The following is a 6907-nucleotide window of genomic DNA, read 5'->3' as shown; positions in this document are numbered from 1 at the left end:
TTCGTCGCGCCGTCGCGCCGTCCGGCGTTCCCGTGGCGGGTGGTCGAGGCGCTGCGCCTGGGCGTGCCCGTCGTCGCGGTCGCCTCGCCAGACCATCGCGAGACGATCGTCGACGGCGGTCTCGTGGTGGGGGAGACGCACTCCGCCGAAGCCGATGCCGACGTGCTCGCGGAGGCCCTGCAGCGTGCGCTGGCATCCGCCGACGCGGCCGACCGGCTCGGGGTGCTCGCCGCCGACCGGGGCCGGGCGTTCTCGTGGCACGAGGCCGCCGACCGGGTCTGGCAGCTGCACGCCGAACTCTGAGACCGGCGCGACGCCAGGGGCCCCACCGTGTGCAGGCGGTTCTCAGCGCGACCTTCACTAGAATTGCGGGTGGCCCGGACGCGAGCGCGTGAGGCCGCAAGGACATGTCTGTGACTACCACCGCTATCGACAAGACCGCCTTCGATACCCCGGGCCAGGGGCGAGGCCTGCTCGACATCTTCCGCCACCGCTACCTGCTGAAGCTGCTCATCGGCAAGGCCACGTCGCTGCGGTACCGCAACTCCGTCATGGGGTGGCTGTGGTCCTATGCCCGGCCGACGGTGCAGTTCCTGCTGTACTACGTCGTCATGGGCGAGCTTCTCGGCATGCACAAGAACGTGCCGTACTTCCCGATCTATCTGTTCTCGGGCCTCGTCGTCGTCAACTTCTTCAACGAGGCGATCGGCAGTCTCACCGGGTCGATCGTCGGCAACAAGGCGCTCGTGCGCAAGATCTACCTGCCGCGCGAGCTCTTCCCGGTTGCGGCGCTGATCAGCGCCTTCGTGAACTTCCTGCCGCAGCTCGCGGTGCTGGTGATCGTGTGCGTGTTCAACGGCTGGGTGCCGACGTTCGGGAACATCGGCCTGTTCCTCGGCGGCATGGCCATCGTGATGCCGTTCGTCCTGGGACTCGGGCTCATTTTCGCGGCCGTCAACGTGCGCTTCCGCGACGCGCAGAACGTGGTCGAGATCATCCGCACCATCGCGACGTGGTCGTCACCGGTGCTGTACACCTGGCAGCAGGTCTACGCGCACGTGCACGGCTGGCACGTCATCTTCTTCGACATCTACATGAGCAACCCGGTGACCGTCGCGGTGCTGATGTTCCACAAAGCGTTCTGGGCACCGATCGTGCCCGCGGACGACCCGAAGGCCCTGGCGCAGGTGCAGTTCCCGCCGAACTTCGCGGCCTACATCATCGGCGGTGTGATCATGACCGTCCTCCTCCTCATGCTCGGCCAGCTGATCTTCCGCCGCTTCGAGCGCACGTTCGCCCAGGATCTGTGATGACGACGAACTCCACGAACACCGACCAGCCCGAGCGCAAGGTCGTCCCCGACTACAGCCACGCGCAGCCGAGCATCATCCTCGACCACGTCTCGAAGTGGTTCAACAAGCGCACCACGCACTCGTTCAAAGAGGCCGTCATCAACTGGGTCAAGCGCAAGTCCGTGCGCTCCCAGCAGTTCCAGGCCCTGAGCGATGTCTCGTTCACCATCCGCGAAGGCGAATGCGTCGCGGTCATGGGCCTGAACGGCTCCGGCAAGTCGACGACGCTCAAGATGGTGTCGGGCGTGCTGCTGCCGGATGAGGGCCAGGTGCTGACCCGCGGCCGGGTCGCCGGTCTCATCGAGGTCGGCGCCGGATTCCACCCCGATCTCACCGGCCGGGAGAACGTGTTCCTGAACGCCGCCATCCTCGGGATGAGCGAGAAGGAGACCAAGGAGCGCTTCGACGAGATCGTCGCCTTCAGCGAGATCGGCGACTTCATCGACCAGGCGGTCAAGCACTACTCGTCCGGCATGTTCATGCGCCTCGCGTTCAGCGTCGCGATCCACGTCGAACTGGACGTGCTGCTGGTCGACGAGGTGCTGTCGGTCGGCGACGCGCCGTTCCGAGCGAAGTGCAACGCGAAGCTCATGGAGATGAGCGAGCAGGGCGTGACGATGATGATCGTCAGCCACAGCGCCGGGCAGGTGCGCGAGCTGTGCTCGCGCGGCATCGTGATCCGCAAGGGCAAAGTCGTCTTCGACGGCCACATCGACGACGCGCTCGACGTGCTCAACGGCAAGTGAGCCGTCGGCGCGCCTCGACGCGCCTTTCTGTGTCCACTGAGCTTTCTTGACGCTTTCTGAGTGCCGCCCGCGTTGAGTTGACGGGTGACACTCGGTTCGCGCACTTGGCACTGGTGGGCTCTCTACAGCGCGATCGGCGTCGTCGCGTTCGCGGTCCGGCTCGCGATCATGCTTCGCGGCGGCGGGCTGCTCACACTCGGCGCCTACGACGACGGGGTCTACTACGCCGCGGCCGACGCGCTCGTGCACGGCCGCCTGCCGTACCGGGACTTCCTGTTCCTGCAGCCGCCCGGCGTGGTGCTGGCAGGGGCCCCGTTCGCCTGGTTCGGCAGCCTCACCAGCGACGCGCTGGGCCTCGCGGTGTGCCGGGTCGCATTCATGCTGCTCGGGGCCGTCAACACGGTGCTGGTCGCCGCGGTCCTGCGGAGGTTCGGATACCTCACCGCCGCCGTGGGCGGATTCTTCTACGCGATCACCTACATCGCCGCGTACAGCGAGCGCAGCATCCTGCTCGAGCCCATGGGGACGACCGGCATCCTCGTCGCCCTCGCGATCCTGGCCCGGCCCGCCCTCGTGCGCCGCACGCCCTGGGCCGTGCTCGCCGGCGTCGCGCTCGGCGTCGCCTGCGGCTTCAAGATCTGGTACGCGGTGCCCGTCCTCATCATCGTGGCGTTCGCCGGACGGGCCTGGTGGCGCATGCTCGTCGGCGTGGTGCTCGGCGCGACGGCGGTGTGTCTGCCGTTCTTCGTGCGCGCACCCGCGGCGATGGTCACGCAGGTCGTGCAGGACCAGACGGGTCGCGGCCGCGCCGACGACCTCATGCAGCGCCTGCAGATCATCCTCGGCAACTACCGGGTCACGGATTCCGACCTGCTGCAGAGCGGGGTGACCACGGATACGCTCACCGGCACCCTCGCCGCGCTCACGATCGTGCTCCTGGTCATCGCGCTCACCGTGCGGGGGGCGCGCCTGTACCCCGTGCTGTTCATCGCGGACGTCGCGATGCTGCTCGTCGTGCCGTCGTTCTACCCGCACTACGCGGCGCTGACGACTCCGATGACGGCTCTCGTGGTGGGTCTCGCCGTGGGAAGGATCGCCGCGATCCCGTCGTGGTCGGTCGTGCGCGGCGCGATCGCCGGCGTCGCGGTCGTCGGCATGATCGGCCTCAACGCCGGAATGATCGCGCACGGATTCGGCATCCGCGTGCCGGTAGCGGGGCTGACGACGGCGGCCGCGAAGGTGCGCGGGTGCGTCATGTCGGACGACCCGACGATCCTCGCCTCGATGGACGTGCTCAGCCGGGACCTCGCGGACAGCTGCGCACTGCAGCCCGATCTGACCGGGTGGATCTACGATGCCGACACCGTGATCGTGCACGGCGAAGACGTCCCGCGCCTGGACAACCCTCTGTGGCAGAAGCACGCGACGACCTACCTCACCTCGGGCGCAGCCGCCATCGTCGTGTGGCGGAACGCGCTCGACCGGGCATCCACCCGGACGCTCTCGGCGGGGCCGGCGCTCTTCCGGGACGGCCGGTGGGTGCTCCGCGAGACCGTCCGCTGAACGGGGCTCTCGCCGCGTTCCCAGTACCTGTTCAAGCTGACAGGGTTGAATGACTTCAGTGACTTTGACTGATCCGACCGTGAAATCCGCGCCGCCGACGGCGACCGGGGCCGATCAGAGCGCTCCGAGGCGAGCCGCCCGACGCGAGGACAAGCAGCGCCGGGACATCCAGGCGCTGCGCGCGATCGCGGTGCTCTTCGTCGTGGTCTACCACTTCTTCCCCGGGTTCCTTCCCGGCGGATTCGTCGGCGTCGACATCTTCTTCGTCATCTCGGGCTTCCTCATCACGAGCCATCTGCTCGCGCGGCCGCCCCGCTCGGCGCGGGACCTCGCGGAGTTCTGGGGCCGACGCATCCGTCGTCTGCTGCCGGCCACGTTCGTCGTGCTCGCGGTCACCATCGTCGGGGTGCTGATCTGGGCGCCGCAGACCGTGTGGACCAATTGGCTCGCGCAGATCGCGGCATCCGCCTCGTACGTGGAGAACTGGTTCCTCTCGGGTCAGGCCGTCAACTACCTCGCCGCCGACAGCGCAGCCAGCCCCGTGCAGCACTTCTGGTCGCTGTCGGTCGAAGAGCAGTTCTACCTGCTCTGGCCGGTGCTCGTCATGGCGGGCCTCTTCCTGGCCGCCGCCACGCGCCGCCGGCAGCGGCGCCGCATCATCACGGCCGTGCTCGGCACGATCGTGCTGGCATCCTTCGTCGTCTCCATCTGGATCACGGTCGTCAACCCCGCCGGGGCGTACTTCATCACCTGGACCCGCATCTGGGAACTCGGCGTCGGCGGCCTCGCCGCCTGCGTGTTCCGCTGGCTCCAGAAGCGGCTCAAGGACCACGACGGCGTGCGACTGCTGCTGGCGTACGCGGGTCTCGCGATGATCGCCTGGTCGGGCATCACCTTCACGGGTTCGATGCCGTTCCCGAGCTACACGGCCGCGCTGCCGGTGGTCGGCACGGCCCTCGTGCTTCTCGCCGCCGTGCGCCGCGGCCTGTTCTCGCCGCTGCGCGCGATGTCGTGGCAGCCGGTGCAGCTGCTCGGCGATGTCTCGTACGGCCTGTACCTCTGGCACTGGCCGCTGCTCGTGCTGCTGCCGTACGTGGTCGGTCACAGCCTGCACCGGTCCGACAAGCTCGTCGCGATCGCCGTCGCGATCGCTCTCGCCTGGCTGTCGAAGGTGTACGTGGAAGACGTCTTCCGCGGTCGCAAGCCGCTCGGGGTGCCGCTGCGCCGGTCGTTCGTGTTCGCGATCGTCGGCATGCTCGCGTTCGGCGTCACCGCCGCCGGCATCATCGGCTGGCAGGCCCAGCGCGCAGGCGCCGAGCAGGGGGCCGTCACTCATGCCCTGGACAACCCGACCTCGTGCTTCGGCGGGCAGGCCCTCGCACATCCGACCGAGTGCAGTCCGCACGGTGGCAAGCTGCTCACCAGCGCCACCTTCGCGGCGGCCGACCAGCCTGCGCCGTACAAGGACAACTGCTGGATCCTCGGCGACTTCTCCCAGCAGAAGACCTGCCACTACGGCAGTGATTCACCCACCGCCGTCAAGGTGGCCCTCGTCGGCAACTCGCATGCGGGGCACTGGCTGCCGGCGCTGCAGCAGATCGCGAAGAAGGAGAACTGGTCGATCACGACCTATCTGATCTCCGAGTGCTACACGGTCGACGCGGTCGTCACGTACGAGTCGCCGGCGCGCACCGCGAATTGCCTGGCGTGGAACAAGAAGGCGATCGCGGCGATCGCGCACGACAAGTACGACCTCGTCGTGTTCTCGAACCGCACGGCCGGCCTCATGCCCGGCAAGGACCTGGCGCAGACGCAGACCGCGGCCCAGAAGGACTACCAGAAGGTGCTCGAGGAGTGGAGTGCGGCGGGACGACGCGTTCTCGTGCTGCACGACACGCCCTACGCCACCGATCTGCGGGACGTCCCGGACTGCGTCGCCGCGCACCTCGACGATCTCTCCGCCTGCGACGGGACGACCGCGCGCAAGCAGGTGGATCCCGCCGCCAACGCGGCGCAGCAGATGCACGACCCGAACGTCGCCATGCTCGATCTCACCGATCGCATCTGCTCGGCGAGCACCTGCTACTCCGTCCTCGGCGGCACGATCGTCTACTTCGATCGCGGGCACCTGTCGACCACGTTCGTGCGCTCGCTGACACCGGACATCCAGGCCGCCGCGGATCGGCTGCTGCGACGCTGACGCGGGCTTCGGCCCAGTCCGGCCCGGTCCGGTGGAGCGGCCGGGGTTCTTGACGCCTTCTTAGTGCCCCCGGCGTTCAGTGGGATGGTGGCATCCGGCTCGCGCGACCTCCGCTGGGGCATCCTCTACGCAGGGCTCGCGCTCGTCGCGTTCGGCATCCGGCTGCTCCTCATGCTGCGCGGCGGCGGCCTGCTCGGAGTCGGCGGCTACGACGACGGGGTCTACTACGCGGCTGCGGCGGCGCTCGTGCACGGGCGGATGCCGTACACCGACTTCCTGTTCCTCCAGCCGCCGGGCGTCGTGCTGGCCGGAGTCCCGTTCGCCGGGATCGGTGCCCTGACGACGGACTCGACGGGTTTCATCGCGGCTCGCCTCGGGTTCATGGCGATCGGTGCGCTCAACACGGTGCTGGTGGCGGCGATCCTGCGTCGGTTCGGGTTCACGGCCGCCACCGCCGGCGGGTTCTTCTACGCCGTCGCCTATGTGGCGGCGTACGGCGAGCGCAGCATCCTGCTGGAGCCCGTCGGCACGCTCGGCATCCTGGCCGCGCTGGCAGTGGTGGCACGGCCCGCGCTGCGCGGCCGTGCGGGCTGGCTGTTCGTGGCGGGCGTCGCCCTGGGCGTCGCGACCGGATTCAAGATCTGGTACCTCGTTCCCGCTGCGATCATCATCGCGTGGTCCGGCCGGCATGGGTGGTGGCGGATGCTGCTCGGCGCCGTAGCGGGCGGCTGCGCGACCTACCTGCCGTTCTTCCTCGCCGACCCGGCCGCGTCGTTCCGCGAGATCGTCCTCGACCAGCTGGGGCGGACGGCCACGACCACGTCCCTCGGGGCACGCGTGCACATGATCCTCGGCGACTACGCCGTGCCGCCCGTTCTGGCGAAGCTCGGGCTGAACACGGTGGGTCTGACGATCGTCATGGCGCTCGTCTGCGTCGCGGCCGTCGCGGTCGCGCTGACGGTGCGGACGGCGAGACTGTACGTCGTGCTGTTCGCCGCCGACTCGATCGTGCTGCTGACCGCACCGTCGTTCTTCCTGCACTACAC

Annotated in this window: 6 protein-coding genes; all 6 read left to right on the top strand. The window is 68.6% G+C overall.

Annotation, left to right across the window (positions count from 1 at the left end):
• On the top strand, nucleotides 1-303 hold a 303-nt coding region (locus VJR25_RS05385; RefSeq protein WP_324113304.1), incomplete at its 5' end, for a glycosyltransferase.
• Between the two features lie 110 nt (nucleotides 304-413).
• Nucleotides 414-1310 carry an ABC transporter permease gene (locus VJR25_RS05380; RefSeq protein WP_324113302.1) on the top strand — a complete coding sequence of 299 codons (897 nt, stop codon included), beginning with the start codon at nucleotides 414-416 and terminating at the stop codon, nucleotides 1308-1310.
• Nucleotides 1310-2098, top strand: coding sequence for an ABC transporter ATP-binding protein (locus VJR25_RS05375; RefSeq protein ID WP_324113300.1), 789 nt, complete (start codon nucleotides 1310-1312; stop codon nucleotides 2096-2098). Before VJR25_RS05380 ends, VJR25_RS05375 begins: the two co-directional genes overlap by 1 nt.
• 84 nt (nucleotides 2099-2182) lie before the next feature.
• Entirely contained in the window at nucleotides 2183-3661 is a 1479-nt protein-coding gene (locus tag VJR25_RS05370) for a hypothetical protein (protein WP_324113298.1), read from the top strand.
• A gap of 58 nt (nucleotides 3662-3719) precedes the next feature.
• Nucleotides 3720-5861, top strand: coding sequence for an acyltransferase family protein (locus VJR25_RS05365; protein WP_324113297.1), 2142 nt, complete (start codon nucleotides 3720-3722; stop codon nucleotides 5859-5861).
• 63 nt (nucleotides 5862-5924) lie between these two features.
• A partial coding sequence (locus VJR25_RS05360) for a hypothetical protein (protein ID WP_324113295.1) occupies nucleotides 5925-6907 on the top strand: 983 nt, incomplete at its 3' end.

Origin of the sequence: Microbacterium sp. (genome assembly GCF_035277845.1) — a bacterium.
GTDB lineage: Bacteria > Actinomycetota > Actinomycetes > Actinomycetales > Microbacteriaceae > Microbacterium.
Note: the sequence above shows the minus strand (reverse complement) of the source record. Positions and strands in the feature narration are given on the sequence as shown.